This window comes from Krasilnikovia sp. MM14-A1259 (assembly GCF_047159535.1).
Taxonomy (GTDB): domain Bacteria; phylum Actinomycetota; class Actinomycetes; order Mycobacteriales; family Micromonosporaceae; genus Actinoplanes.
On record NZ_BAAGAJ010000002.1, the window covers coordinates 2,810,911 to 2,837,156 of the forward strand.

Sequence of the window (26,246 nt, forward strand, 5' to 3'; positions counted from 1 at the left end):
CGCCCGGCGCTTAGAGTCCCTGCCATGACCCCCGAAGCCCTGCCGCCGCTGATCCGGCGCACCGACGTGGCGGCCCGGACCGCGCACGAGGTCCGGCAGGACGAACGGGAGGCGCAGCGGCGTACCACGGTCACGCTGCGGGTGACGCTCGTGACCCTGGTGTGGCTGGTCTCGGTGTCGCTGTCACTCGGCTGGGGGTTCACCGGCGCCCCCGGCACCTCCCCGGACGGGGCGTTCACGCTGGCCGCCGTGCTGGTGGTGCTGCTGCCGTTCGTCGCCGCGGTCATCGCGACCCGCTACGGCCGGGTCTGGCTGGGCGGCGCGTACGTCGTGCTGACCCTCGCCATGGTGCTGCCCGCACTGCTCATCGCCCGCGCGAGCTGACCGCGGGCACGGGCGCGGTCGGGCAGGATGGGCGGCATGAGTACGGGCGGTGAGGAACGCGACGGCGTACCCCTGACGAACCTGGACCAAGAACTCTTCCCGGGCGCCGGAGCGGTCAAAAGGGACCTGGTCGACTATCTCGACGCCGTACGGGATCGCATCCTGCCGGTGCTGCGCGACCGGCCGCTGTCGGTCGTCCGGGTGCTGCGCGGCCAGGACCGGTTCATGCAGAAGAATCTGCCCAAATACACCCCGGACTGGGTGGCCCGGGTGCCGGTGTGGGCGGAGGCGTCCCACCGCGAGGTCCAGTACGCGCTGTGCAACGACCGCCGCACGCTGCTGTGGTTCGGCAACCAGCGGGCCGTGGAGTACCACCCGACGCTCGCGCTCGCCGGCGAGCACCATCCCACGCACCTCATCATGGACCTCGACCCGCCGGACGACGGCGGATTCACCCTGGCCGTGGGTGCGGCGAAGCTCGTCCGTCAGGTACTGTCCGACGCAGGGCTGGCGAGCGCGGTGAAGACCAGCGGCGCCAAGGGTGTGCACGTGTTCGTGCCGCTGACCCCGGACGCGCGCCCCGAGGATGTGGCGGCGGCGACCCGCGCCGTGGGGGTACGCGCGGAACGGCTCGACCCGGCACTGGCCACGACCGCGTTCATCCGCGAGGACCGGCACGGCAAGGTGTTCCTGGACTCGACCCGGGCGGGCGGCGCGACGGTCGTCGCGGCGTACAGTCCGCGGGCGCGGCCGGGGGTTCCGGTGTCGTTCCCGGTCGGGTGGGACGATCTCGACGACGTACGCCCGGCCGACTTCACCGTGCACACCGTGCCCGGGTTGCTCGGCGACCGCGACCCGTGGGCGGACGCGATGCCGGCTCCGCAGCCGCTGGATCCCGGCCTGGTCGAGGAGGGACACACGATCCCGATCGCCCGGGTGGCCGCGATGCACGAAGGCAAACGCCGTGCCCGCGCCGCCAAGGCGCGCGACGACGAGAAAGAACCGCGTTAGGGGACTTCGGCGAACGGCGCGGACGTTCCCGCGACGACGCGGTTGCGCCCGGCGTGCTTGGCGGCGTAGAGGTTGCGGTCGGCCGCGGCCAACGCCGCCGACTGGCTGGGCGGGACGCTTTCGCCCACCCCGGCGACGCCGATGCTGATCGTGACGGGCAGGTCCCCGGTGATGTCCCGCCAGTCGTACTCGCCGACGGCGTGCCGGATCACGTCGAGCTGCTCGGCCGCCGCCGGGACCGGCGTCGCGGGCAGGACCAGCAGGAACTCCTCGCCGCCGATGCGGGCCACGAACCCGTGCGGGGCGATCGCGGCCAGTCCGGATTCCAGCAGCCGGGCGATCCGCACGAGCACCCGGTCGCCGGTCTCGTGCGACAGCGTGTCGTTGATCCGCTTGAAGTGATCGACATCGGCGATCGCGACGGCCACGTCCGGGTCGGCGGCGATCAGATCGGGCAGTTCCTCGTCGACGTACCGGCGGTTGCGCAGCCCGGTCAGGGGGTCGTGACGCGCCTGCTGCCGGAACCGTTCGGCCTCCTGGCGGGCCTCGGCGGTCTCGAACAGGACCTGCCGGGTCTGCGCCTGCGCCTGCCGTTCCTGCATGCGCAGGTTCTCGTGGGCGGCGAAGGACGCCTTGTGCTCGGCGAACGCCGCGGCGTGATCACCACGGACGGCGTACAGCTCGGCCTGCTCCTGGTGCACCCGGACCATGACCTCGGGCAGCCCCCGCTCAGCGCACAGCGCGCGGGAGGAGTCCAGGGCGGCCTGGGCGCGGTCCGGCCGGCCCATCCCGCGCAGCGCCCTGGCCAGGGTGAGCTGGTACTCGGCCATGTCGTCGGCGTTGTCGCTCTCCCCGGCCTCCCATCGCTCGATGCACAGCCGCATGGTCTGCTCGGCCTCGGAATACTGGCCGTTCGCGATCTGGATCGCCCCGATCGTGTCCAGGGCGGCCGGGTCCAGGTTCAGTCCGTGCGCGGCCGCGTGGGCCAGCAGCCGGTTGGCCACCTCCTCGGCGCGTTCCAGATCGCCGGTGGTGAACTCGATGTACGCCCAGTTGTTGAGCACGACGGTGAGCAGCCGCCACTGATCCAGTTCCCGGCCGAGCTGCTCGGCCTGGCGGAACCGAGGCCGGGCAACCTCCATCGTGCCGTTGAGGGCCAGCGCCTCGGCCAGTCCCAGGCGGTGCAGCACCTGCATGAAGTCGGTGGCGGTCTCGTCCAGCAGTTCCACGGCACCGAGGGCGAGCTCCAGCCGCTTGGCGGAATCACCCGCCAGCCGGTGGGCGTGCGCGCAGGCCGCATGCGTACGGGCCTGCAGCCGGCGGTCCCCGTGCTCGGCGGCCCACTCGTGGATGGCGAAGATCTGCCGGGTGGCGGTGGCGATGTCACCGGTCCGCAGCCGCATGACGGCCGCGCAGAGCTGTGCGCGGGCGAGCAGACCCTCGTCGCCCAGCGGTCCGGCCAGCCGTTCCAGCTCGACCGCCGCGGCATAGCAGTCCTCGATGTGCGTGACGACCTGGTCCTCCAGTGCCAGCAGCGCAGCCGACAGTTCCTCCGCGCTCATGACACCGTCGTCCACCAGATCCCCCCGCCGTCACCGTGCCGATCGGCTCCGCGGACCATCCGATTAACGATTCCACGGCACATCCTGGGCGCCTCCCCTCGCCCAGGCGGAGGTGCTGGAGATCCGCGGTGGGCTACGCTTCGCCGGCCGGGTCCACGACCCGCCACCTGGTGACACCAGGCCGCGTGAGCGGACGTGCCGGCCTCCGCCTGACATCGATGTCAATCGCGTACCCGGAAAGCCTTGCGCATCGACGGACGTGAACGTCAGCATGTCTCGCGGAGGGTTCGCAGTCCACCACGCGAAGGAGGCGGCATGCACCGGCCACGATGGGGCGCCGCACTGCTCGGCATGTCGCTCGTCGCCGCGGCGGCCGCCGTGGCCACCGGCGGCGGTGCCGCCGCGGCACCGGCCGATCCGGCCGAGGGCGGAACGGGGGCGTTCGCGTCCTCGTTCGAGCCCGGCGAGCCGGCGCCCGCCTGGCACGACACGGTCGAGACCGGCCCGGACGGCCGGCCGCGCAGCAGCGGCGTCGACGGCACCGTCCAGGTGGGTCTGCCGGGCAGCCTGCGCGAGCACGTCACCGCGGTCGCGGTCAACGCCGAGCCGAACCCGGACGAGAACGGCACCAACCTCAACGACGCCGACCCGGCGACCAAATGGCTGGTGGACTCGCCCACGAGCTGGGCCCGCTACACCCTGGACGCCCCCGCCCGCGTCGTGCGGTACGCGCTGACCTCCGCCAACGACGCCCCCGAGCGCGACCCGCGCGACTGGACGCTGGAGGGCTCCGCCGACGGCACCACCTGGACCACCGTGGACACCCGCACCGGCCAGAGCTTCGACCAGCGGTTCCAGACCCACATGTACGACGTGTCGGGCCCCGGCTCCTTCGCGATGTACCGGCTCAGCATCACCGGGCATCCGTCCGGGAATCTCACCCAGCTCGCCGACTGGCAGATCGCCACCGACGAGACGGGCACGCCGCCCGCGAGCGACATGCAGAGCCGGGTCGGCTCCGGTCCGGCCTCCTCCCCCACAGCGAAGGCGAACGTGGGGTTCACGGGCCGCAACGCGTTCCAGATCGGCGGCCGTCATCTGACCGGCGGGCGCGCGTACGCGTACAACAAGGTGTTCGACGTGAACGTGGCCGTGACGGCCGACACCGAGCTGTCGTACCTCGTGTTTCCCGAGTTCAACTCCGACGACCTGAGCAACCCGGCCACGTACACGGCGGTGGACCTGGCGTTCACCGACGGCACGTACCTGTCCGAGCTGAAGGCGGCCGACCAGCACGGCGTCGGGCTCAGCCCGGCCGCCCAGGGCGCCTCGAAGACCCTGTACACGCAGCAGTGGAACCAGCGCACCTCCCGGATCGGCGCGGTCGCGGCGGGCAAGACGGTCGACCGCATCCTGGTCGGCTACGACAAGCCGGCCGGGCCGACCAGCTTCCGGGCCTGGTTCGACGACATCGCGCTGCGCGACGTGCCGGCGGCCGGACCGCGGGCACACCTGTCCGACTACGCGGACACCCGGCGCGGCACCCAGTCCTCCGGCGACTACTCGCGGGGCAACAACTTCCCCGCGACCGCGGTGCCGCACGGGTTCAACTTCTGGACCCCGGTCACCGACGCGGGCACGACGAGCTGGCTGTACGAGTACCACCGCGACAACAACGCCGCGAACCGGCCGACCATCCAGGCGTTCTCCGCGAGCCACCAGCCCAGCCCGTGGATGGGTGACCGGCAGACGTTCCAGGTGATGCCGTCGCCCGCCGCCGGGGTGCCGGACGCGAGCCGGACCGGCCGGGCCCTGGCGTTCGGCCACGAGAACGAGACCGCCCGCCCGTACTACTACGGCGTCACGTTCGACAACGGCATGAAGACCGAGATCGCCCCGGCCGACCACGCGGCGCTGATGCGGTTCACGTTCACGGGCAACCGCGGCAATCTCCTCCTGGACAACGTCAACGGCAACGCGGGCCTGAGCATCGACGCCGCGAACCGGGCCGTCTCCGGCTGGTCCGACGTCAACAGCGGCGGCCTGTCCGCCGGCTGGACCCGGATGTTCATGTACGCCGTGGCCGACCGTCCCGTGGCCGCGAGCGGTTCCCTCGCGAGCGGCAACCGCCCGTCGACCGGGTATCTGGCGTTCGACACGTCGTCCGACAGGACCGTCACGCTGCGGATCGCCACGTCGCTGATCAGCGTGGCGCAGGCCCGGCACAACCTGGAGCTGGAGCTCGCCGCGGACGCGACGCTGGAGTCGGTGCGCGACGCGGCGCAGCGGCAGTGGGACACCCGGATGCACACGGTCGAGGTCGAGGGCGCCTCCGAGGACCAGCTCGTCACGCTGTACTCGAACCTGTACCGGCTCTTCCTCTACCCGAACTCGGCGTACGAGAACACCGGCACCGCCGCCGCACCGGTGTACCGGCACGCGGTGCAGTCGTCGACCACCACCCCGGCGAGCACGCCCACCGAGACCGGCGCCCCGGTCAAGGACGGCAAGGTGTTCGTGAACAACGGCTTCTGGGACACGTACCGGACCGCGTGGCCCGCGTATTCGCTGCTCACGCCGGGCGAGGCCGGTGAGCTGGTCGACGGGTTCCTGCAGCAGTACCGCGACGGCGGCTGGATCTCCCGGTGGTCCGCGCCCGGCTACGCCAACCTGATGGTCGGCACCAGCTCCGACGTGGCGTTCGCGGACGCGTTCCGCAAGGGCGTGGGGTTCGACGCGGAGACCGCGTACCGGGCTGCGGTGAAGAACGCGACCGTCACCCCGCCGAACGCCAATGTCGGCCGCAAGGGCCTGGCCTCGTCGATCTTCAAGGGGTACACCCCCAGCGACGCGACCGGCGAGGCCATGTCGTGGGCCATGGACGGCTACATCAACGATTTCGGCATCGCCGGGATGGCTGACGAGCTGGCCAAGCGCGGCGGCCCCAAGGCATCCGAGTACGCCGAGCAGGCCGAGTACTTCCGCAACCGGGCCCAGAACTACGTCACCATGTTCGACCCGTCGGTGAAGTTCTTCCAGGGCCGCGATTCCGGCGGCACGTGGCGCCTGCCGCCCGACCGGTACGACCCGCGGGTGTGGGGCTACGACTACACCGAGACCGACGGCTGGAACATGGCGTTCCACGTGCCGCACGACGGCCAGGGCCTGGCCAACCTGTACGGCGGCCGCGACGCGCTCGCCAAGAAGCTGGACGAGTTCTTCGCGACCCCGGAGACCGCCGGGTTCCCCGGCTCGTACGGCGGCACGATCCACGAAATGCTGGAGGCCCGCGACGTGCGGCTGGGCCAGTACGGCCACAGCAACCAGCCGTCACACCACATCATCTACATGTACGACTACGCCGGTCAGCCCGCGAAGACGCAGGCGCTGGCCCGGGAGGCGCTGTCCCGGCTGTACCTGGGCAGCGAGATCGGCCAGGGCTACCCGGGCGACGAGGACAACGGCGAGATGAGCGCGTGGTACGTGTTCAGCGCGCTCGGCTTCTACCCGTTGCAGATGGGCAGCCCCGCGTACGCGATCGGCTCCCCGCTGTTCACCAAGGCGACCGTGCACCTGGAGAACGGCAAGCAGATCGTGATCAACGCGCCCGGCAACAGTGCCCGCAACGTGTACGTGCAGTCGCTGGAGGTCAACGGCAAGCCGTACACGTCGACGTCGCTGCCGCACGCGCTGCTGGCCGCCGGGGCGACGCTGGACTTCACCATGGGTGCCAGCCCGTCGGGCTGGGGCACCGGGGCCGACGCCGCACCGCCGTCGCTGACCACGGGCACCGCGGCACCGGACCCGCTGCGCGACCTGGCCGCGCCGGGCCGCGGCACCGCATCGGACCCGGCGCTGGTCGACGACACCACCGCCACCCGTGCCGTCTTCCCTTCGGCCACCCCGAGCTGGCAGTACCAGTTCACCGGGTCCGGGGAGCGGGCCGAGTTCTACACGCTGACCTCGGGCGCGGTCGCGGGCGACCCGACCGGCTGGCGGCTGCGCGGCTCGTACGACGGAACGCGGTGGACCACGATCGACGAGCGCAGCGGCCAGAGTTTCGACTGGCGGTTGCAGACCCGGCCGTTCCGGATCGCGAATCCCGGCACGTACCGCTACTACCGGCTGGAGGTGACCGGCAACACCGGGCAGGCGAGCACGACCCTGGCCGAGGTGGAGTTGCTCGGGCATCCCGCGCCGGTGTGCTCCACCACGATCGCGGACCGGGTGGTCGGCGCGTTGTCGGTGCGTTCGGGCACCACGTGTCTGCGCGGGGCGACCGTCACCGGCGTGGTGAGCGTCAGCGGCGGCGCCGCCCTGCATGCCACGGACACGAACCTGCGCGGTGCGGTGACCGCCACGGATGCCGGTGCGGTGTCGCTGCAGCACACCACGGTGACCGGCACGGTCACCGCGACCGGTGCCGCCGCAGTGTCCATCGAGGACTCCACGGTCTCGGGACCGGTGTCGCTGCTGCGCAACCGCGGGGCGAGCCTGGTCTCCGGCAACACCATCGGCGGAGCGCTGACCTGCACGGGCAACCAGCCCGCGCCGGTCGACAACGGCCTGGGCAACACCGTGTCCGGGCCGCGCCGGGGTCAGTGCGCCACGTTCTGATCCCGGCGGTACGGAACGCGCCGCGGCCCCACCGGACCGCGGCGCGTTTGCATAAGCTGATCTCATGTCCGATCAACAACTGTGGGATCTGGTCACGGGCGCCGACCTCGGAACCCTCGTCACGATCAAGCGGGACGGGCGGCCCCAGCTTTCCGATGTCAACTACACCGTTGACGCCGCGGCGCGGGTGGTGCGCATCTCCACCCGTACCGAACTGGCCAAGGTCAAGAATCTGCGCCGTGACCCGCGCGCGAGCCTGAAGGTCACCGCGCCCGGCGGTGCCGGGTACGCGGTGGCCGAAGCCACCGCCGAGATGTCGCCGCCCGCGGCCGACGCGCACGACGCGACGGTCGAGGAGCTGATCGACGTGTACCGGCGGATCGCGGGCAAGGAACACCCCGACTGGGACGACTACCGGCGGGCGATGCTGGCCGACGGCCGGCTCGTCCTGCGCCTGCACGTCGAGCGCCTGTACGGCTGGGTGTTCCCCTAGCAACCCGATTGCACCCGGCGCCACACTTCTGAGCTGCGGGTTTACCTCAAGGTCACGCTGCTCGGACCCGATGACTGCGGCATGGCCACCCGACCCGCAGGGCGTTGCCCTGGAGCCGGAGCGAACTGATGGCAGCCGAGACCGAACCGTCGGCGCCCGCCGGAGCGCTCGACCACCGCGCCGTCCGGCGCGGCTGGGCGCGTCTGGGCGTGCTGGTGGCCGGCGTGGTGGCGCTGTTCGCCGGCATTCTCGGGACGGACCTGTTCGGTGCGGGGGCTTCCGCGACGATCTCGAACGTCGGTCTGGCGGTGGCGGCGTTCGCCGCGGCCACTGCGGTGCTCGTCCGGGCCTGGTCGTTCACGGGCCGGACCCGGCTCGGCTGGGCGCTGGCCGGGCTCGGGGTGCTGTCCTGGGGCCTCGGCCAGGTTTGCTGGGTCTACCTGGCGACGTTCGGCGGCGAGGCGTTGCCGTTCCCGTCCGTGGCCGACATCGGCTACCTGGGCATGGTGGTGTTCACCCCCGTGGGTCTGCTGGTGCTGCCCACCTCCGCGCAGACACTGGTGAATCGCGCCCGTAGCCTGCTCGACGGCGTCATGGTGGCCGCGTCGCTGGCGCTCATCGCCGGGCTGCTCGTGGTCGAGCCGATGCTGCATTCGGGCGGGAACGGCGGCCTGGCGCTCGTCATCAGCCTGACGTACCCGCTCGCGGACGTCGTGATCATCACCATCGTCGTGTACATGCTCGCGCTGCGCCGCCGCGGCGGCATGTCGGCCCAGCTCGCCCTGTTCGGCGCCGGCATCGGCGCGTTCGCGGCCTCCGACGTCGGGTACGCGTATCTCAACCTGATCGGCGGGTACGTCTCCGGCGGGATCACCGACATCGGCTGGTTCACCGGCTTCGCACTGATCCTGCTCGCGGCGTGCGGCCCGGCCCCCGCCGCCGAGGCCCCGCAGACCGAGCCGGACGACGCCCGGCGCCCGTTCGGTGTCCTGGTGCCGTACGTGGCCGTGCTGGCCGGGATGGCGGCCTCCATCTGGTGGTCCAGCAACTTCGGCTACGGCAGCCGGTTCATCACGTACACCCGGTCCGCGCTGACCCTGCTCATCGTGGGCCGCCAACTGCTCGCGCTGACCGAGAACCGCAACCTCACCCGCAACCTGGAATCCCGCGTCGCGGAGCAGACCGCCGAGTTGTCCGCCAGTGAGCAGCGCGTCCACGCCCTCGTGCAGTACGGCTCCGACGTGGTGACCGTGGTCGACCCGCAGGCCCGGGTGCTGTATCAGAGCGAGTCGATGCAGCGGGTGTTCGGCTACCGCCCCCGGCAGCTGACCGGCCGGATCCTGACCTCGGTGCTGGACCCGGAGTCCGCGCAGCGGCTGTCCGCGGCGCTGGCCACCGCGCTGGAAAGCCCGGACGGCAGCGTCGTCGTCGAGCTCACCGTCCCGCACCGCGACGGCCGTCCCCGCGACGCCGAGATGACCGTGACCAACCTGCTCGACGACCCGAACGTCGGCGGTCTCGTGCTGAACACCCGCGACGTCACCGTGCGCAAACAGTTGCAGGAGCAGCTCGTGCACGCGGCGTACCACGACGCGCTGACGCAGTTGGCCAACCGCACGCTGTTCCACGAGCACGTCGCGACCGCGTTGCGGCAGCGGGAGCCCGGCACCGACGTGACCGTGCTGTACCTGGACCTGGACGGGTTCAAGGAGGTCAACGACAGCCTGGGGCACCTCGCGGGCGACCGGCTGCTGGTCGGGGTGGCCGACCGCCTGCGCGACTGCGTACGCCCCGGCGACCTGGTGGCGCGTTTCGGCGGGGACGAGTTCGCGGTGCTGGTGCAGGCCCCGCTGGGCTCCCCGGACGCGGAGCGGGTCGGCCGGCGCATCCTCGCGGGCCTGCACGAGCCGTTCCACTTCGACGGCCGCGACCTGCATGTACGGGCGAGCATCGGGCTCGCCGCAGCCGTTTCCGCGGGCGAGGCCGACCCCGGGGTGCAGCGGCGGCTCTCCGCCGACGCGGCCGAGGCCGAGCAGCTCATGCGCAACGCCGACCTCGCGATGTACCGGGCCAAGTCCTCGGGCAGCGGCCTCGCCAGCTACCACCCGGAGATGCTGACCGGCCTGATCCAGCGCCTGGAGCTGGAGGCCGACCTGCGGCTGGCACTCGAACGCGACGAACTGCTGCTGCACTACCAGCCCACGATCGACCTCGCGAACAACCGGGTGGTCGGCTTCGAGGCACTGCTGCGCTGGCAGCACCCCACCCGCGGCCTGATCGAGCCGATGGACTTCATCCCGATGGCCGAAGCCACGGGACTGATCGCGCAGGTGGGCCGCTGGGTGTTGGCCGAGGCGTGCCGGCAGGCCACCGCCTGGTCCGCCGAGGGCGGCGACCCGGTCACGATGGCGATCAACGTGTCGGTACGCCAGTTCGACCGCACCGACCTGGCCGCGGAGATCGCCGAGCAGCTCGCCCGGTCCGGTCTGCCCGCGGACCGGCTCTGCCTGGAGATGACCGAGAGCGTCCTGATGACCGACACCGAGGAGAACCTGGCCCAGCTGGTCCGGCTCAAGGCGCTCGGCGTACGCCTCGCGATCGACGACTTCGGCACCGGCTACTCGTCGCTCGCCTACCTGCGGCGTTTCCCGGTCGACACGCTGAAGATCGATCGGTCCTTCGTGGAGCGTCTGGGCGAGCAGGCCGACGATGCGGCGCTGGCCGAGACGATCGTGCAGTTGGGCGAGAGCCTGGGGATGTCCACGGTCGCCGAGGGCGTCGAGGAGTACGGCCAGCTCGCCGCGCTGCGGGAGATGGGCTGCACCGAAGCGCAGGGCTTCTACTTCTCCCACCCCGTACCGGCCGAGCAGGCGCGACGGCTGCTGATGGAGGGCGCCGCGGCGCCGCGGGCGACGGGAGCGCAGGCCCCTGCCTGAGCTATAACGGACGCCATGAGCACGCGGCCCCCGCGCGGCGGGCAATACCCCACAATGGACCAGGTCGCCGAGGCCGCAGGAGTGTCCCGGGCAACGGTGTCCCGCGTCATCAACGGGGTACCCACGGTCAACGCGAAGATCCGCGAGATCGTGCAGCGCGCCGTCGCCGAGACCGGCTACGTGCCCAACGGTGCCGCCCGTACGCTCGTGACCCGCCGGACCAACTCCGTCGCCCTGGTCATCTCCGAGCCGGAACGTCCCCACGACTCGTCCTTTCTCAACCGGGTCTTCACCGACCCGTACTTCGGCCGCGTCACCGCCGGGGCCACGGGCGCGTTGCGCCCGCACGACATCCACCTGGTGATCGTCCCGACGGATTCCTCGGGGCATCACCACGTCCTGCGCTACCTGCGCCAGGGGCACGTCGACGGGGTGCTGCTGATCACCAGCCACGAACGGGACCCGCTGCCCCGGCATGTGCTCGACCTGGGCGTACCGGCCGTGCTGTCGGCGCCGCCCGCCCAGCAGATCGCGGTCAGCTACGTCGACGTGGACCAGCGGCTCGGCGCCCGGCTCGCCGCCGACCACCTGCTCGGTCGTGGTTGCCGCCGGCTCGCCACGATCACCGGGCCGCTGGATTCGCCTGCCGGCAAGGAACGCTTCGACGGGTTCCGGTCGTACCTGGCGAGCCAGGGTGTGCCCGACGTGCCGTACGCGGAGGGTGACTTCACCCGGGCCCGAGCGGAGGAGATCACCCGGGACCTGCTGCAACGCCATCCCGCGGTGGACGGCCTCTTCGTCGCCAGCGATCTGATGAGCGAGGGGGCGCTGCGCGCACTGCAGGACCTCGGTCGCCGGGTCCCCGGCGACGTCGCCGTGGTCGGCTTCGACGACAGCAGCGCGGCACGGGACTGCCGGCCGCTGCTGACCACGGTCCGCCAGCCGGTCGAGGAGATGGCCGCCGAGATGGCCGCGATGTTGCTGGCGGAGATCACCGCCCCGGGCCGGCTCCCCCGCTCGGTGACGTTCCGGCCCACCCTCGTCGTCCGTGAATCCACGTGAGGTTTCCCCCGGAGGGGGTGCGGTGTCACCCGCACGGGCGGGGGACCGATCGCAAATCCGACACGCCGACCGGTCACGGCGCGTCGTGCCGGTACAAACGGCTGCATGTCCGCCGGTTTCCTGACCATCGATAGCCCCGCCGACGTCGCCCTCGCGGCGCGGGCGCTGCACGACGGGCGGGTGGTCGCCACCGCGTTCGGCAACATCTACGCCATCGTCGCCGAACCGTCCGCGACGGCGGTCCGCCGGGTCAACCTCGCCAAGGGCCGCCCGGCCGGGCAGATCGGCAGTGTCACGGCTGCCGCCGACGGCATCCCCGGCCTCTTCGACTGGGCCGAGGTCGGCCGGCGGCTCGACGTGCCGCGCCTGGCGGCGCTGCTGGTGGCGCTGGCCCGGACGGGACCGATCGGCTTGCGCGGGCCCGCCGCGCCGCACCTGCCGGAACATCTGACCCGGATGGACGACGACGTGCGCACCACCCAGGTGATCACGCCGGGCACCGCGTGCCCGTCCAATGCGCTGTTCGCCCAGGCCACCGCCGCACTGGGCCGCGACCACCTGTACGTCACCTCGGCGAACCGTTCCCACCACGCCACGGGCACGGCGGAGGAGCCCGCGCACTGGCGCGCGGCCGAGTTGGAGACGGACCTCGGCCACGTGCCGGACCTGACCGTGGTCGCGCACCGCGACGAGGAGGCGGCGGTTGCCGCGTACCCGCGTCATCAGCCGATGTCCGTGACGGTCGTGTCCTTCCACGACCCCGGCACCGGCCCGGCGCCGATGCTGACGGTCGAGCGGCACGGTTCGCTGCACATCGCGGACGTACGGCGGATCGCGGCGCCGCTCGGTTTCCTGGTCAGCACGGGCCGGGGTGCGACCCAGCGCCTGCCGGTCCGTACGTATGCGCCGGCGCCGGCCTGACCTCAGCGACCGCGCCCGGCCGCCCGGCGATCGGGACGAGACCGCGCGCCACCCGGCGATCAGGACGTCCGCGCGCCACCCGGCGATCAGGACGACCGCGCGCCACCCGGCGATCAGGACGACCGCGCGCCGCCCGGCAATCGGAACGAGCCCGCGCCACCGATGACGGGGCGGGCGGCCGGCGGATCCTGGGTCAATGCAGGTGGTCGCCGAAGAACGATTCGATGCGTTGCCAGGCGTCGGCGGCGGCCTCGGGCTCGGGGCCGATGTGGGCCACCCGCATGAGCGGCCACAGGATCTTCGGCCCGGTCGCGGCGTCGTTGAGGAACGAGTGCCCGGCCGCCGGGTACTCCTTGACGTCGTGCGGCACCCCGGCGCGAGTCAGCGCGGCGGACAGTTTCGGGGCGGAGCCGGGCAGCCAGTCGCGACCGGCGTAGCTGCCCACGAGCGGGCAGGCGCCGGCCACGGTGCCGTCGAGGTCGCGGGGCAGCTCGCCGTAGTTCACCGCGGCGGCGTCGTAGCGGCCGGTCCCGGCCAGGAGCAGCGCGAACCCGCCGCCGAGGCAGAAGCCGATCACGCCGACCCGGCCGGTGCACTGCGGGCTGGCGGCGAGCCAGGCCCGGCCGGTCTCCAGGTCGGTGAACGCCCGGCCCTGGCCGCGCCGCGCGGCAAGCACTGTGGAGACCAGGCAGCGCCGCATGCCCCCGGCGCTGTACAGGTCGACCGCGAGGGCGAGGTAGCCGGCGGCGGCCAGCCGGTCGGCGTGGCGCATCACGACGTCGGTGAGCCCGAACGACTCGTGCACCACCAGCAGGCCCGGCCACGGTCCGTCACCGGCAGGGGTGGCCAGGTACGCGCGCAGCGTCGGCGAACCACCGTGGGCCGCGCTCGCCTCGCTCAGATCGACGAATCTCATTGGCGATCACCCTAGTACGGTGACCCCATGCTGATCAGCTTCGGCTGCCCGGTTTCCGGGGCGTGGGCCGATCCGGTGTCCGTGGCGGGTTTCGCGATGCGGGCGGAGGAGCTGGGCTACCACGGGCTGTGGACGTTCCAGCGGTTGCTGGTGAGAACGGGCCAGGATCTCGATCCGGTGTACCGCAGCGTGCTGGATCCGCTGCTGACCCTCACGTACGCGGCGGCCCGCACGGACCGGATCCGCCTCGGCGTGGCGGTGATCAACCTGCCGTACGTCTCGCCGGCGTACCTGGCGAAGCAGGCCGCGACGCTGGACGTGCTCTCCCGCGGTCGGTGCGATCTGGGGCTGGGGACCGGCTGGTCCGAGCCGGAGTTCACGGCGACCGGCTCGAACCCGAACCCGCGGGGCAAACGCACCTCGGAGTACGTCCGGGTCCTGCGCGCGCTGTGGAACGACGAGGTCAGCCGGTTCGACGGCGACTGCTACACGGTGCCACCGAGCGTGATGGAACCCCGGCCGGTGCAGCCGGGCGGGCCGCCGATCCTGCTCGGGGGCACCGCGGACGCGGCGCTGCGCCGGGCGGGCCGGATCGCCGACGGCTGGGTCAGCAGCAGCAGCGCCACGCTGCCGGACATCGCCCGCGCGGCCCGGCTGGTCCGGCGCGCCGCCGAGGAGGCGGGCCGCGATCCCGGCGCCGTACGCATCGTGGTGCGCGGGGTCGTCCGCGCCGGCCGCCGCGACGACGACGTCCCCCTGTCGGGTGACTTCGCGCAGATCCGCGCGGGCGCTCAGCGGTACGAGCAGGCCGGGGTCACCGAGCTGTTCTACGACCTGAACTGGGATCCGTTGATCGGCTCGCCGGATGCGGACACCCGGATGGCCGCCGAGCGTGCCACGGAGATCATCACCGAGCTCGCGCCGGATAGCTGACTCGCGACCGAATTCCCGGTTCCGGAGGCGGTTCTTCCGGACCGCGAAGCAGGTCCGGAAAATCGCCCGAGGCACCGATCAACCGAATTGCGCGAGAAATCCGCGCGGATTGAGCGCGAACCGGGCCCGCGCCGGCCAATTCCGCGCGACTGCAGGCCGTTACTTACGCATTCCCGATGAATTGTCCGAATAGCCCGCCGGGTGGCGACTGCGACGCGCCAAAGCGGCCATCACCGCGCCGCAGCGATCCCGACCGGACGGGTTCACCCACCAGGCAGGCCGGGGACCAAGCCGCCGGACGGGCGGGGACGAAGCCGCCCGGGCGGGCGGGGACCAAGCCGCCGGGCGGGCCGCGGACGAAGCCGCCGGGCGCCCGGGACGAATTGGGTCCGCGGCCGCTCAGCCGGACCCGCCCGCCCGGGAAGTCATCCGACCCGCTCCGGGACGGGACGCACCGCCCCGCCGTGGTGTACCGTTCGCGACCTCGTCGCTCCGTCAGGCCTGCCGCGCCGGGCCACGCCGGCCGGGAGGACCACCACCCCGGTGGACGCCGCCCCGCGCTGCGCGCAAACGCGCGCTCCCGGCGGAATTGACGCCGACGATTGCACCGCGGCACCCCGTCCGCCCTCGGGCCCCTTTCCCCGTCGCGGCATCCCGGGATCGCGGTGGCGACATGCGCCCCATGGCTACATTGACGGCCGTGCACACAAGGGCGCGATTCCCGCCATCGACACGACCACGCCCACCCGTTCCCGAGCGCTCGCGTGAAGGCTCGGAGGCCGCCGGAAGGCGTCGGCGACGGCCGGCCGGGAGCCACCGGAGGGTGCCCGCAGGGCCGGCTGCGGACACTCGGTTCCGACGACACGACAGGTCACGCGCCGGAGATCTTCCCGTTGATCATGCTTATGACCGCTTTGCTTCCGGTGATCTCGACCCTGTCACGAAACCCGCGCGAAACACTTGACCTCGGGGTTGGCAAATCCGATCAAAGTACTGTGGGCACTATGGCCGTTACACCACGTGATGATGAGGGACGCCTACCCGACATAACGGGCAGGCGAAAAGTCCGCCTTCTTGCAGGTCCTTGGTGTTTGATCGATATGGGTGGGGCGGACTTGTGACGGCGATCATGGGCCTTCGCACCAGAGCTGTTATTCATTCGATGCGTCAACTCATTTCCTAAGGCCCAGTTGCCGACTACCTTCCAAGCGCAGCGTCCGAATACCTCTCACGCACGACGCACGTGGAGGTGTCGTGTTCCCATGGAGGTGACAAACGCGTGGAACCGATGATTGAGGAAGCCGATCTCACGAGGACCGGCATGCCGTCCGGCTCGGGGCCCACGTCCGCGGTAGCCGCCGCGACGGAGAAGACGGTCAAGACCCGGGGCAAGTCCCCGACCGCGATCGCCCTTGCGCGTCTGCGCAAGGACAAGGTCGCCGTGATCTGCGCCGGCATCTTCGTCTTCTTCGTCTTGATCGCGGTCTTCGCCCCGCTCCTGGCCAAGATCGAAGGCCAGGACCCGACGACGTACCACTTCGACCTGATCGATCAGTACGGCTTTCCGACCATCGGCCCGACCAGTGAGCACTGGTTCGGCGTCGAGCCGCGCGTGGGCCGCGATCTGTTCGCCCGGTTCGTGTACGGCGCCCGCCCGTCGCTGCTGGTCGCCACCACGGTCACGATCATCACCACGGTCATCGGCGTCGTCATCGGCCTGATGGCCGGCTTCCTCGGCGGCTGGATCGACCGGATCCTCTCCTGGGTCATCGACTTCGTCCTGAGCCTGCCGTACCTGCTGTTCGCGATCGCGGTTCCCGCCGCGCTGCTGGCGATCTTCGTCGGCAGCGCCGAGAACGCGGCCGCCGAGGACGTCGCGACCGTGCGGTTCTGGTCGCTGATCATCGTGCTCTCCTTCTTCGGCTGGGCCAGCCTGGCCCGTCTGATCCGCGGCGAGGTGCTATCGCTGCGGGAGCGTGAGTTCATCGCCGCGGCCAAGGTGCTCGGCGTGCCGACCAGCAAGGTGCTGTTCAAGGAACTGCTGCCGAACCTGGTGGCACCGATCGTCATCTCGGTCTCGCTCGCCCTGCCGGGCTACATCGTCACCGAGGCGGGTCTGACCTTCCTCGGCGTCGGTCTCACCGAGCCCACGCCGTCCTGGGGTCTGACCATCTCCTCGGCGCAGAACTTCTACCGGGCCGATCCGCTGTACCTGTGGATCCCGGTCCTGGCCATCACCATCCTGGTCCTGGCACTGAGCCTGCTCGGTGACTCCATCCGTGACGCATTCGATCCCCGCACCCGACGGTGACGTGGTGACGCCCAGTATGAGAAGAGGAGAAATGGCAAGGCGACTTAACGTGGCCGTCGCGGCAACAGCTGCCGTGGCCCTCGGCCTGACCGGCTGCAGCAGCCCGTCTTCGAACAACAACGGCTCCGGCAACAACGCGGACACCGGCAAGATCACGAAGCAGGAGAACGCGTTCGACCCGAGTGCCAAGGGCCCCGCTCCCGAGGTCCCCGGCGCGCACAAGGGCGGCACCCTGCAGGTCGTGGCGCAGAGCACCCCGAACACCTTCGACCCGACGGACATCTACTACGTCGACTCGAACGAGATCGGCAAGCTGCTGTTCCGTACCCCGACGCAGTTCGACATCCGCAACGGCAAGCCGACCCTCGTGCCGGACCTCACGGACCTCGGCACGGCCTCGTCGGACAAGCTGACGTGGACGTTCAAGATGCAGCCGGGCATCAAGTACGAGGACGGCACCCCGATCAAGGTCGAGGACCTCGCGTACGCGGTCAAGCGCTCGTTCGCGCACGACGTCTACGCCAACGGCCCGACGTACCAGCTGACCTACTTCAAGGACGGCGACAAGTACAAGGGCCCGTACAAGAGCGGCGACAACTACTCCGGTGTGGAGACCAAGGGCACGGACACCCTGATCATCCACCTGGCGAAGCCGTTCTCGGACCTGCCGTTCTTCATGACCTTCCCGATGTTCACGCCGATCCCGAAGGCGAAGGACACCAAGCAGGAGTACAAGAACCACCCGCTGGCCACCGGCCCGTACATGTTCAAGTCCTACGTCGCGGGCACCTCGCTGAACCTGGTGAAGAACCCGAATTGGGACGCGAACACGGACCCGGCCCGGCACCAGTACCTGGACGGCTACGACTTCGCGTGGGGCGCGGAGTCGGTCAAGGCGCAGACCGCGGTGCTCAACAGCAACAACCCCAAGGACGCCAACACGATCAACTACGACGTCCTCGACGCCACGTTGATCCCGCAGCTCAACGGCGCCAAGAAGGAGCAGCTGGTCCAGGGTGAGAGCCCCTGCACCATCGTGGTCCAGATGGACACCCGCAAGATCCCGCTGGAGGTCCGCAAGGCGATCGCCAAGGCGTACCCGAGCGACCAGATCTGGAAGGCCGCGGGTCTCAACGACTACGTCGCCGAGCCGGCCAGCACGATCCTGCCGCCGTCGGTTCCCGGCTACGAGAAGTACGAGCCCCTGCCCGACCTGACCGGTCGCGGCACCGGCGACCCGGCCGGCGCGAAGGCGATGCTGCAGGCCGCCGGCAAGCTGGGCTTCGAGGTCAGCTGGTACTACGACAACACCAAGCCGATCTCGCAGCAGACCAGCCAGATCCGCGCCGACGCGCTGACCAAGGCCGGCTTCAAGGCCAAGCCGATCGGTGTGGCCACCGCCGACCTGCGCACCAAGACCGGCGACTACAACGCCCCGGTCAACCTGGGCCAGAGCCCGGCCGGCTGGTGCTCCGACTGGCCGTCCGGTGGTTCCTGGTTCCCGGTGCTGTTCCAGTCGCACAGCGTCACCGACGGCCAGAGCTGGGGCATGCTGAACGACCCGGCGCTGGACAAGGAGATCACGGACGTCGCCAACCTGCCGGCTGACCAGGCCACCCCGAAGTGGACCGAGCTGGACAAGAAGATCATGGGGATGTACGTCGCGATCCCCCGGTACTACGACAAGATGGCCATCCTCAAGGGCTCGAACGTCGGCACCACCGCCGGCGACCCGACCATGGGCATGCCGCTGCTCGCGTCGATGTTCCTGAAGAGCTGACGCTCGGATAGCAGTACCCGGGGTGGTCCGGCCCGCCGGCGAGGCGGACCGGACCACCCCGGACCCGAACCACACCCCCTGCCGCACCACGGCCGACCGGCCCGCATGCGGTGATCTTCCCCGGGACACGAACCCGGCGCCGTGACCAAAGAGGAGCTAGCGGTGCTGCTGTACATCCTTCGACGCGTCCTGAGCGCGATCTCCGTCGTGATCGTGACGGTGGTGGCCAGCTTCGCGCTGTTCTTCTTCGCGCCGACGGATCCCGCCGGTGTCATCTGCGGCCCCAAGTGCACGCCCGAGCGCCTGTCGGACATCGAGAAGAGCCTCGACCTCGACAAGCCGCCGGTCGAGCAGATCACCTCGTACCTGAAGGGTCTGGTGGTCGGCCGGGAGTACACCACCGGCGGCGTCACGCGGCACTGCTCCGCGCCCTGCCTCGGCTACTCGTACACCCTCGGCCAGCCGGTCACGAAGATGCTGGCCCAGGCCCTGCCGGTCACGGTCTCCATCGTCATCGGCGGCGCCGTCGTCTATCTCTTCTTCGGCATCCTGAGCGGCACGATCGCCGCCCAGGTCCGCGGGACACCGTTGGACCGGTTCACGGTCGGCACCACATTGGTCATCGCGTCGTTCCCGTACTTCGTCTTCGCCCTGCTGGTGGCCCTGTATGCGACGTTCCTGCCGCAATCGGGCTATCACCCCTTCCTGGAGAATCCGCTCACCTGGGCGAGCGGTCTGGTGGCGGCATGGCTGTGCGTCGGCATCACCAACGCCGCCTCGTACACCAGGTACTCCCGGGCGTCGATGATCGAATCGCTGGACCAGGACTTCGTCCGCACGGCCAAGTCCAAGGGCATCGGCCGCAACCGGGTCGTCTACCGGCACGGCCTGCGCGCCGCCCTGACCCCGGTCGCCACGATCTTCGGTATCGACCTCGCCTTCCAGCTCACCGGCGCGATCTTCACGGAGAGCATCTTCGGCCTGCCGGGCATCGGCCTGGTCACCCTGCGCGCCTTCAACGTGTACGACCTCCCCGTGATCATGGGCGGCATCCTGTTCGGCGCCGTGGTACTGGTGGTCATGAACCTCGTCGTGGACATCGCGTACACGGTCCTCGACCCGCGGGTGCGGCTCGGATGATCCCGGCCCTCCCGTCCATCCCCGAACCCCGCAGCACGAAGGCGGCAGCATGAGCGACCAGACCATCCGGGCCCCGCAGACGTCGCCCCGGGTTCCCCGCACCCGGGCGGAGAACGAGGAGCCGTACCTCGAGGTCAAGGACCTTCAGGTGCAGTTCCCCACGGCCGACGGGCTGGTCAAGGCCGTGCAGGGGCTCAGCTACTCGCTGCCGCTGCGCCGCACCCTCGCCATCGTCGGCGAGTCCGGCTCGGGCAAGAGCGTCTCCAGCATGGCCGTGATGGGCCTGCACGACCGCCGCACCGCGCGCATCTCCGGCTCGATCAAGGTCGGCGGCAAGGAGATCGTCGGCATGAGCGAGAAGGAGCTCAAGCAGCACCGCGGCGCCCAGGCCGCGATGATCTTCCAGGACCCGCAGTCCTCGCTGCACCCGTACTTCACCGTGGGCGACCAGATCATGGAGGCCTACCGGGCGCACCACAGCGTGAGCAAGGGCAAGGCCAAGCAGCGGGCGATCGACATGCTCGGCCGCGTCGGCATCCCGAACCCGAAGCGGCGCGTCGACAACTACCCGCACGAGTTCTCCGGCGGTATGCGCCAGCGCGCGATGATCGCGATGGCACTGGTCAACGACCCGAAGCTGCTGATCGCGGACGAGCCCACGACGGCCCTCGACGTGACCGTGCAGGCGCAGATCCTGGACCTCATCGCGGACCTGCAGCGCGACTTCGGCTCCGCGGTCGTCTTCATCACCCACGACCTGGGCGTGGTCGCCGAGATCGCGGACGACATCATGGTCATGTACGCCGGTGCCGCCATCGAGCACGGGCCGGTCGACAAGATCCTCGGCAGCCCGTTGCACCCGTACACGTGGGGTCTGCTGGAGAGCATCCCCGCGCTGACCGGCGAGCCCACGCCGCTGCACCCGATCCCCGGCTCCCCGCCGAGCCTGCTCGCGGTGCCGAGCGGCTGTGCGTTCCACCCGCGCTGCGAATACCGCAACCGGGTGGCCGGCGACCTGTGCTTCACCACCCGGCCCGACCTGGTGGCGCGGACCGCCGACCAGGGTCGCGCCGCGCGCTGTCACCTGCGCGATCCCGACCAGGTGTTCGCCAACGAAGTTCTGCCCCGGCTGCCGTAAGGACCACGACGATGACCGCTGCGACCTCCGAATCGCGCGTCCCCAAGGTGGACGGCGCCCCCCTGCTTCAGCTCGACAATGTCGCCATGCACTTCAAGGCCAAGGGCGACGGCATGCTCTCCCGCGGCACCAAGTGGGTGAAGGCCGTGGACGGTGTGGACCTCACGGTCAACGCCGGTGAGACCGTCGGTCTCGTCGGCGAGTCGGGCTGCGGCAAGTCCACCACCGCGCGCCTGATCACCCGGCTGCTGGAGCCCACCGGTGGCCGGATCCTGTACCAGGGCCACGACATCGCGCACATGTCGGAGCGCAGGCTGCGGCCGTACCGGCGGGAGATCCAGCTGATCTTCCAGGACCCGTACTCGTCGCTGAACCCGCGGCACACCGTCGGCGCCATCGTCGGCACCGCGTTGCGCACCCACGGCATGGTGTCGAAGAAGGGCGAGTTGCCCCGGGTCCAGGAACTGCTGGAGGTCGTCGGCCTCAACCCGGAGCACTACAACCGGTACCCGCACGAGTTCTCCGGTGGTCAGCGCCAGCGCATCGGGATCGCCCGGGCCCTGGCCGCCCGGCCGAAGATCATCGTGGCGGACGAGCCGGTCAGCGCGCTGGACGTCTCCATTCAGGCCCAGGTCATGAACCTGCTGGAGAACCTGCGCAAGGAGTTCGGCATCGCGTTCGTCTTCATCGCGCACGACCTCGGCGTGGTCCGGCACTTCTGCGACCGGATCGCGGTGATGTACCTCGGCAAGGTGGCCGAGGAGGGCCCGCGCGACTCGCTGTACGGGGCGCCGCAGCACCCGTACACCCAGGCCCTGCTGTCGGCGGTGCCGGACATCGCCGTGGTGCGGGGGGTTCCGCCGAAGCACCGCATCCGGCTCGCGGGCGACCCGCCGAGCCCGGTAGACCCGCCGTCGGGCTGCCGGTTCCGGACCCGCTGCTGGAAGGCGCAGGACATCTGCGCCCAGGTGACCCCGCCGCTGGACGAGAAGGCCCCGGCACAGCGGGTGGCCTGCCACTTCGCGGAGCCGCCGGCCGAGTCGATCATCGCCGAGGCGGTCTGACCGCATCCCCGGACACGGCAACAGGCCGCACACCCAGTGGGTGTGCGGCCCGTTTCGGTTGCCGGATCAGGCGGTGGTCAGCTCGTCGTCGGCCCTCTCGCGGCCCGCCACGATCTCGATGCGGCGCGGCTTGGCCTGCTCCTTGACCGGGACCCGCAGCGTCAGCACGCCGTCGGCGTAGCGGGCCTCGAGCCGGTCGGCGTCCAGCGAATCGGCCAGGACCACCTGGCGGGTGATCACGCCGGTCGGCCGCTCCCGCACGATGACCTTGGCGCCCTCGGGGGCGGTGGACTTGCGCTCGGCCCGTACGGTCAGCACCCGGCGGTCGACGGTCGCCTCGATGCCCGCGGGGTCGACCCCGGGCAGGTCGATCGCGATGACGAATGCGTCGCCGTCGCGGTACGCGTCCAGCTGGGCGCCGGTGCCGCGCTGGGCGGTGTCGAGGACCCGGGCGGTGAGCCGGTCGAAGTCACGGAAAACGTCGGTGCGCAGCAACATGGTCGATCCTCCAGCTATGCAATCCCAAGGTTGAGCGTGACGCGCTCAAGTTTTGCAACGGGACTGACCCCGACCATCTTCCGGACCGCGCTGTGACCTGCGCCACTGCGTTCAGATCCGCTGCCACAAGGCCGGGACGATCGGCGGCTCCCAGCCGACCTGCGACGTGTGCGCCTGAAGGCACCGGTAGCCCACGCCGTCGTAGGTCACCGTGTCGCCGACGGCATACCAGTGGCCCGCCACCCACGTGGTGCCGGTGCCCGGCGGCGTCGTGGTCGGGGCCGTGGTGGGCGCGGTCGTCGGGGCGGTGGTCGGCGGCGTGGTGCCGCCGCCACCCGCGCCACCCGTGAAGATCTTGGTGAAGTCGAGCGCGGCGCCGCCGAGCCCGGAACAGTTCGGCGACACGCCGCCACCGGCGCAGGGCTGGTCGCGCCCGACCGACCAGAACGCCAGGCGGCCGATTCCGTTGGCGCGGGCCCACGAGACGATGTCCTGCGCGTTCGCCTGCGTCACGACCTCACCGGCGCTGTCGTTGTTGCCGATCATCGGGGTCAGCCCGATGTTGGCGTACGTGACGCTCAGGCCGGCCCCGCGCGCCGCGCTGAGCGTGCCCGCGGCGGCGGTCTTCGCGGCGGCGGCCATGTCCGCGACCGGGTGGCCGTAGTCCATGACCATCGCGTTGACGATGTCCAGGCGCACGCCGTTGGCGGCAGCGTTGGCCAGGAACGTCTTGCCGCTGTCCACCGGCCCGCTCTCCAGGACCGGAATGGTGACCGAGACGTTGAGCCCGGGGTTGGCCGCCTCCAACGCCTTGATCGCCTTGAATCGGCGGTCCACCGAGACCGGGTCGGCGATGGCCGCCCCCTCGATGTCGAAGTCGATGTGGTCCACCTTGTACTTGGAGATCACGCTCTGGTAGGCCGCCGTGAGCGCGGTCTGGTCCGTGCAGGACTGGCCGAGCTCGATGCCACCCGCACCGCCGAACGAGATGATGGTCCTGGCGCCGGCCGCCTCGGCGCGGGCGATCCGCGGGTTCACGGTGGAGTTGTCGATGCCCAGCGTGTCACCCCAGATGGGCGTGCATCCGGCGCCGATGACGAACGCCGCGGTGTAGCTGGTCACGCCGCCCTGGGCGATCGCCTTGTCCAGCATGTCGGCACTGTTGGCGGACAGGTCCACGTACGGCGCGACGGCGTACGTGGTGGCGGCCTTGGCGGTGCCGCCGGCCGTGAACGCCGCGGCGCCGGCACCGGCGAACAGGGCAGCGAGGGAGGCGGCGACGGCTGTTCTGGGATTGCGCATGATGCGGCTCCTCAGACGGGAATCTCCGACCGCGGGGATGACGGTCGTGGCCGCGAGGCGGGGGATGCAATGTTGTTAACAACATTTACAAATTCGCGGATGCCGATGAGCTTAAACCCGGGACCGGGCGCCGTCATTCGAACAGGTGTGCGAAGATGTCGGGGTGTCTGACACGGCGACGATCCTGCACGCCGACCTCGACTCGTTCTACGCCTCGGTCGAGCAACGCGACGACCCCGGCCTGCGCGGAAGGCCCGTCCTCGTGGGCGCGGGCGTCGTGCTGGCTGCCAGCTACGAGGCCAAGGCGTTCGGGGTGCGCACGCCCATGGGGCTGACGCAGGCACGGGCACTGTGCCCCCACGCGATCGTCGTGCCGCCACGCATGCGGGCCTATTCGCAGGCCAGCAAGGACGTCTTCGCGGTGTTCCGGGACACCACCCCGATCGTCGAGGGGATCAGCATCGACGAGGCGTTCCTGGAGGTCGGCGGCCTGCTGCGGATCCGCGGCACCCCCACCGAGATCGCCACCCGGCTGCGCGAGGACGTCCGCGCCCGGGTCGGCCTGCCCATCACGGTCGGCGTGGCCCGCACCAAGTTCCTCGCCAAGGTCGCCAGCGGCGTCGGCAAACCCGACGGGCTCCTTGTCGTTGCGCCCGGTCAGGAGCTGACCTTCCTGCACCCGCTGCCGGTCGAACGGCTGTGGGGCGTCGGCCCGGTGACCGCCGCCAAGCTGCGCGAACGCCACATCCACACGGTCGGCCACGTCGCCCGCATCGGCGAGGCCGCCCTGGTCACGATGCTCGGCGCGCACGCCGGGCGCCACCTGCACGCGCTCGCCCACAACCACGACCCGCGCCGTGTCCGCACCGGCCACCGCCGCGGCTCCATCGGCGCCCAATCCGCGCTGGGCAGCCGGCCCCGCCCGTTCTCCGAAGTGGAAGCCACCCTCGCGGCGCTCGTCGACCGTGTGACCCGGCGGATGCGGGCGGCCCACCGGGCCGGCCGGACGGTCACGCTGCGGCTGCGCTTCGCGGACTACACCCGGGCCACCCGCTCACGCAGCCTGCTCACCGCCACGCTGCACACCCGGGTCGTGCTGCAGACCGCGCGAGCGCTGCTGGCCCAGGCCCGCCCGCTCATCGACGAACGCGGCCTCACCCTGGTCGGCATCGCGGTCGGCAACCTCGACACCGACGGCGCCGTGCAGCTGGAGCTGCCGTTCGACCAGCCGGACGACCACGGTCTCGACGCCGCGCTCGACGCCGTCCGGGACCGCTTCGGCAGCACCGCGGTCACCCGCGCCGCCGTGCTCGGCCGCGACCTCGGCCCCGCGGTGCCGATCCTGCCGGACTAGGCGCGCCCCGCATGCGGCAGACTTGCGCAGGTGCGGAAGATCTACGTCATCGGGATCGGCGCGGGCGACCCGGATCATCTGACCCTGCAAGCGGCGAAGGCGATCGGCCGGACCGACGTGTTCTTCCTGCTCGACAAGGGCGAGGCCAAAGACAGCATGATCGAGCTGCGCCGGCGGATGCTGCAGGCGTACGGGCGGCCGGGGCGGCGCGTCGCCGAAGGGCGCGACCCCGACCGCGACCGCACCCCCGCCGACTACCCGGGCACCATCGCGGACTGGCGACACCGGCGCTCGGAAATCACCGAAGCGCTGATCGCCGACCACCTGCGCGACGGCGAGACCGGAGCGTTCCTGGTGTGGGGCGACCCCTCGCTGTACGACTCCACCATCGCGATCCTGCAGGAGATCCTGGCCCGCGGCGACACCACGTTCGAGTACGACGTGGTCCCCGGGATCAGCAGCGTCTCCGCGCTGGCCGCCAAGCACCGGGTCGGGCTGAACCGGGTCGGGCAGCCGTTCCAGGTCACCACCGGGCGGCGGCTCGGCGAGGGCTGGCCGCCCGCGGTGAACGACCTGGTGGTGATGCTCGACGCCCAGCACGCCTTCGAGGCGTACCGGGACGCTGAGGTGGACATCTACTGGGGAGCGTACGTGGGGACCCCGGACGAACTGCTCGTGTCCGGGCCGCTCGCCGAGGTCGCCGACGAGATCATCCGGGTCCGCACCGCGGCCCGGGAGAAACACGGCTGGATCATGGACACGTACCTGCTGCGCCGCCGCGACACCTGACGGGTTTCGTCACAGACGCCACGCGGAGGGGCCGC

At 71.0% G+C, this 26,246-nt stretch carries 19 protein-coding genes; 15 read left to right on the top strand and 4 right to left on the bottom strand.

The window, feature by feature from the left end; translation table 11 throughout:
* Window positions 1–24: 24 nt before the first annotated feature.
* Window positions 25–384: a hypothetical protein gene (locus ACMCNK_RS12385; RefSeq protein WP_412736552.1), complete on the top strand. Its 360-nt coding sequence runs from the start codon at window positions 25–27 to the stop codon at window positions 382–384.
* A 36-nt stretch (window positions 385–420) separates the two neighbouring features.
* Window positions 421–1,395 carry a DNA polymerase domain-containing protein gene (locus ACMCNK_RS12390; RefSeq protein ID WP_412736553.1) on the top strand — a complete coding sequence of 325 codons (975 nt, stop codon included), beginning with the start codon at window positions 421–423 and terminating at the stop codon, window positions 1,393–1,395.
* On the opposite strand, the gene ACMCNK_RS12395 is transcribed toward ACMCNK_RS12390, so the two are convergent.
* Window positions 1,392–2,972, bottom strand: a complete 1,581-nt coding sequence (locus tag ACMCNK_RS12395) for a diguanylate cyclase (RefSeq protein ID WP_412736554.1) — start codon at window positions 2,970–2,972, stop codon at window positions 1,392–1,394. The genes ACMCNK_RS12390 and ACMCNK_RS12395 overlap by 4 nt on opposite strands.
* 336 nt (window positions 2,973–3,308) lie before the next feature.
* Here ACMCNK_RS12395 and ACMCNK_RS12400 point away from each other — a divergent pair, with 336 nt between their 5' ends.
* From ACMCNK_RS12400 to ACMCNK_RS12420, 5 genes are all read left to right on the top strand, one after another.
* Window positions 3,309–7,574, top strand: a complete 4,266-nt coding sequence (locus ACMCNK_RS12400) for a GH92 family glycosyl hydrolase (RefSeq protein WP_412740827.1) — start codon at window positions 3,309–3,311, stop codon at window positions 7,572–7,574.
* A gap of 64 nt (window positions 7,575–7,638) precedes the next feature.
* Complete coding sequence (locus ACMCNK_RS12405) at window positions 7,639–8,067, top strand: PPOX class F420-dependent oxidoreductase (RefSeq protein ID WP_412736555.1); 429 nt, start codon at window positions 7,639–7,641, stop codon at window positions 8,065–8,067.
* 128 nt (window positions 8,068–8,195) lie between these two features.
* Window positions 8,196–11,003 carry a putative bifunctional diguanylate cyclase/phosphodiesterase gene (locus ACMCNK_RS12410; protein ID WP_412736556.1) on the top strand — a complete coding sequence of 936 codons (2,808 nt, stop codon included), beginning with the start codon at window positions 8,196–8,198 and terminating at the stop codon, window positions 11,001–11,003.
* A 15-nt stretch (window positions 11,004–11,018) separates the two neighbouring features.
* On the top strand, window positions 11,019–12,065 hold the full coding sequence (locus tag ACMCNK_RS12415) for a LacI family DNA-binding transcriptional regulator (RefSeq protein ID WP_412736557.1): 1,047 nt from the start codon (window positions 11,019–11,021) through the stop codon (window positions 12,063–12,065).
* A 105-nt stretch (window positions 12,066–12,170) separates the two neighbouring features.
* Window positions 12,171–12,986, top strand: a complete 816-nt coding sequence (locus ACMCNK_RS12420) for a hypothetical protein (protein ID WP_412736558.1) — start codon at window positions 12,171–12,173, stop codon at window positions 12,984–12,986.
* A gap of 193 nt (window positions 12,987–13,179) precedes the next feature.
* Here the strand turns inward: ACMCNK_RS12420 and ACMCNK_RS12425 are convergent, their stop codons facing one another.
* On the bottom strand, window positions 13,180–13,902 hold the full coding sequence (locus ACMCNK_RS12425; RefSeq protein WP_412736559.1) for a dienelactone hydrolase family protein: 723 nt from the start codon (window positions 13,900–13,902) through the stop codon (window positions 13,180–13,182).
* A gap of 27 nt (window positions 13,903–13,929) precedes the next feature.
* Between ACMCNK_RS12425 and ACMCNK_RS12430 the strand changes: the two genes are divergently transcribed.
* The 6 genes from ACMCNK_RS12430 (at window position 13,930) to ACMCNK_RS12455 (ending at window position 22,268) form a co-directional block, all read left to right on the top strand.
* The gene (locus ACMCNK_RS12430) at window positions 13,930–14,835 is read left to right on the top strand and encodes an LLM class flavin-dependent oxidoreductase (RefSeq protein WP_412736560.1); all 906 of its coding nucleotides are present in this window, start codon (window positions 13,930–13,932) and stop codon (window positions 14,833–14,835) included.
* Between the two features lie 1,288 nt (window positions 14,836–16,123).
* On the top strand, window positions 16,124–17,146 hold the full coding sequence (locus ACMCNK_RS12435) for an ABC transporter permease (RefSeq protein ID WP_412740828.1): 1,023 nt from the start codon (window positions 16,124–16,126) through the stop codon (window positions 17,144–17,146).
* A gap of 31 nt (window positions 17,147–17,177) precedes the next feature.
* Window positions 17,178–18,926: an ABC transporter substrate-binding protein gene (locus ACMCNK_RS12440; RefSeq protein WP_412736561.1), complete on the top strand. Its 1,749-nt coding sequence runs from the start codon at window positions 17,178–17,180 to the stop codon at window positions 18,924–18,926.
* Between the two features lie 162 nt (window positions 18,927–19,088).
* A complete protein-coding gene (locus ACMCNK_RS12445; RefSeq protein WP_412736562.1) occupies window positions 19,089–20,066 on the top strand; it encodes an ABC transporter permease in 978 nt (325 codons plus the stop codon).
* 49 nt (window positions 20,067–20,115) lie between these two features.
* A complete protein-coding gene (locus tag ACMCNK_RS12450; RefSeq protein WP_412736563.1) occupies window positions 20,116–21,204 on the top strand; it encodes an ABC transporter ATP-binding protein in 1,089 nt (362 codons plus the stop codon).
* 11 nt (window positions 21,205–21,215) lie between these two features.
* Complete coding sequence (locus ACMCNK_RS12455) at window positions 21,216–22,268, top strand: ABC transporter ATP-binding protein (RefSeq protein WP_412736564.1); 1,053 nt, start codon at window positions 21,216–21,218, stop codon at window positions 22,266–22,268.
* 66 nt (window positions 22,269–22,334) lie between these two features.
* Here ACMCNK_RS12455 and ACMCNK_RS12460 read toward each other — a convergent pair whose 3' ends face one another.
* Window positions 22,335–22,766: an Hsp20/alpha crystallin family protein gene (locus ACMCNK_RS12460; RefSeq protein WP_412736565.1), complete on the bottom strand. Its 432-nt coding sequence runs from the start codon at window positions 22,764–22,766 to the stop codon at window positions 22,335–22,337.
* 111 nt (window positions 22,767–22,877) lie between these two features.
* A complete protein-coding gene (locus ACMCNK_RS12465) occupies window positions 22,878–24,068 on the bottom strand; it encodes a carbohydrate-binding protein (protein WP_412736566.1) in 1,191 nt (396 codons plus the stop codon).
* Window positions 24,069–24,231: 163 nt separating this feature from the next.
* Between ACMCNK_RS12465 and dinB the strand changes: the two genes are divergently transcribed.
* Complete coding sequence (dinB, locus tag ACMCNK_RS12470) at window positions 24,232–25,422, top strand: DNA polymerase IV (RefSeq protein ID WP_412736567.1); 1,191 nt, start codon at window positions 24,232–24,234, stop codon at window positions 25,420–25,422.
* 30 nt (window positions 25,423–25,452) lie between these two features.
* Window positions 25,453–26,211, top strand: coding sequence for a precorrin-6A synthase (deacetylating) (cobF, locus tag ACMCNK_RS12475; protein ID WP_412736568.1), 759 nt, complete (start codon window positions 25,453–25,455; stop codon window positions 26,209–26,211).
* The last annotated feature ends 35 nt before the right edge of the window (window positions 26,212–26,246 follow it).